Source organism: Streptomyces sp. NPDC057543 (assembly GCF_042801895.1).
Classification (GTDB): Bacteria; Actinomycetota; Actinomycetes; order Streptomycetales; family Streptomycetaceae; genus Streptomyces.
Genome location: NZ_JBHVFF010000534.1, coordinates 1 through 2,449 on the forward strand (window position 1 = coordinate 1; position 2,449 = coordinate 2,449).

The 2,449-nt window shown below is 69.7% G+C and carries 3 protein-coding genes; all 3 read left to right on the forward strand.

The genetic code is table 11. The features are described from left to right. The first annotated feature begins 290 nt into the window (after positions 1-290). Positions 291-611: a 50S ribosomal protein L21 gene (rplU, locus tag ACFU8Q_RS40980; protein WP_030921216.1), complete on the forward strand. Its 321-nt coding sequence runs from the start codon at positions 291-293 to the stop codon at positions 609-611. Between the two features lie 14 nt (positions 612-625). After that, a complete protein-coding gene (gene rpmA, locus ACFU8Q_RS40985) occupies positions 626-883 on the forward strand; it encodes a 50S ribosomal protein L27 (protein ID WP_018103204.1) in 258 nt (85 codons plus the stop codon). Between the two features lie 161 nt (positions 884-1,044). Continuing rightward, positions 1,045-2,449: GTPase ObgE (gene obgE, locus ACFU8Q_RS40990; protein WP_384465168.1), on the forward strand; the 1,405-nt coding region annotated here is incomplete at its 3' end.

Genomic DNA, 2,449 nt, shown 5'->3' on the forward strand with positions numbered 1-2,449 from the left:
CCGCTCCCGCGGCGGGCCTTTCGGCGTATCGGGATCCCCGGGCCCGGACGTCGGGTCGCCGGTCCTCCGGGCGTCGTGGATGTGCGGGGCCGCTCCGGTTTGACCCCCCCGAACCCCGCCCCGTACAGTCGATCCCTGGTGTGTGTCCTTATGCACCCACCCCTGAGCACATTCCTCCTGCTGGACCCGTCCGTCAGGAGAGGCCGCTCATCCTTCCGGATCGTCGCGGGCTTCGGCCTGTGCGGGCGGCTGGCATCAGGGGATCCGTTCCGAGCGAGAGAGAGATCCGCGTGTACGCCATCGTGCGCAGCGGTGGCCGCCAGCACAAGGTTGCTGTCGGTGACATCGTTGAGGTTGACAAGATTTCCACTGCCCAGGTCGGCGACACGGTCGAGCTCTCGACCCTGCTCGTGGTCGACGGCGACGCCGTGACCAGCGACCCGTGGGTGCTGGCCGGGATCAAGGTCCAGGCCGAGGTCGTGGACCACCACAAGGGCGCGAAGATCGACATCCTTCGCTACAAGAACAAGACCGGCTACCGCCGTCGCCAGGGTCACCGTCAGCAGTACACGGCGATCAAGGTCACCGGTATCCCCGCGGCTGCGAAGTAAGGGACTGAGGAGACATGGCACACAAGAAGGGCGCATCGTCCACCCGGAACGGGCGCGATTCCAATGCTCAGCGGCTCGGCGTGAAGCGCTTCGGCGGTCAGGCCGTCAACGCCGGTGAGATCCTGGTCCGCCAGCGTGGCACCCACTTCCACCCGGGCACGGGCGTCGGCCGTGGTGGCGACGACACGCTGTTCGCACTCGCCGCCGGTGCGGTCGAGTTCGGCACGCACCGTGGCCGCAAGGTCGTGAACATCGTTCCGATCGCCGGCTGATTTTCGGCGCTCGTCGAGCGGTTTCTGCGGAGGCGGACCTCACTTCCCGTACGGGAAGCGGGTCCGCCTTTCGCGTGTTTCTCCCATGAGAGACGGCTTTCCCCTGTGCGGGACGGCACGAGTGAGACATTTCTGCATGTATGTAACTGGAGGTTCCAACCATGACCACCTTCGTGGACCGCGTCGAGCTGCATGTCGCCGCGGGTAACGGGGGCCACGGCTGCGCCTCCGTACACCGTGAGAAGTTCAAACCGCTCGGCGGTCCGGACGGCGGCAACGGCGGCCGCGGCGGCGATGTGACCCTGGTCGTCGACCAGGCCGTCACCACCCTCCTCGACTACCACCACAGCCCCCACCGCAAGGCCACCAACGGCCAGCCGGGCGCGGGCGACCACCGCTCCGGCAAGGACGGGCAGGACCTGGTCCTGCCGGTGCCCGACGGTACGGTCGTGCTCGACCGGAACGGCAACGTACTGGCCGACCTGGTCGGCCAGGGCACCACGTTCGTCGCCGGACAGGGCGGCCGCGGCGGCCTCGGCAACGCCGCACTGGCCTCCGCCCGCCGCAAGGCCCCCGGCTTCGCGCTGCTCGGCGAGCCCGGTGAGGCCCGCGACATCGTCCTGGAGCTCAAGACCGTCGCCGACGTCGCGCTGGTGGGCTACCCGAGCGCCGGAAAGTCCTCGCTGATCTCCGTCCTGTCGGCGGCCAAGCCGAAGATCGCCGACTACCCGTTCACGACCCTCGTCCCGAACCTCGGCGTGGTCACCGCGGGCAGCACCGTCTACACCATCGCCGACGTCCCGGGCCTCATCCCGGGCGCCAGCCAGGGCCGGGGCCTCGGCCTGGAGTTCCTGCGGCACGTGGAGCGCTGCTCGGTGCTCGTGCACGTCCTGGACACCGCGACGCTGGAGTCCGACCGCGACCCGGTCTCCGACCTCGACATGATCGAGGAGGAGCTGAAGCAGTACGGAGGCCTGGAGGACCGGCCCCGCATCGTCGTCCTCAACAAGATCGACATCCCGGACGGCCAGGACCTCGCCGACATGATCCGCCCGGATCTGGAGGCGCGCGGCTACCGCGTCTTCGAGGCGTCCGCCGTCGCCCGCATCGGCCTGAAGGAACTCTCCTTCGCGCTCGCGGGTGTCATCGCCGAGGCTCGCGCGGCCAAGCCCGTGGAGGTGGCGACCCGTATCGTCATCCGCCCGAAGGCCGTCGACGACGCGGGCTTCACCGTCAGTCAGGAGGAGGACGGCCTCTACCGGGTGCGCGGCGAGAAGCCGGAACGCTGGGTCCGGCAGACCGACTTCAACAACGACGAGGCCGTCGGCTACCTGGCCGACCGGCTCAACCGTCTCGGTGTCGAGGACGAGTTGATGAAGGCCGGCGCCCGGGCGGGCGACGGCGTGGCCATCGGCGCCGAGGACAACGCGGTCGTCTTCGACTGGGAGCCGACCATGGCGGCGGGCGCGGAGATGCTCGGCCGGCGTGGCGAGGACCACCGTCTCGAAGCGCCGCGTCCGGCGGCGCAGCGCCGCCGCGACCGCGAGGCGGAACGCGACGACGCAC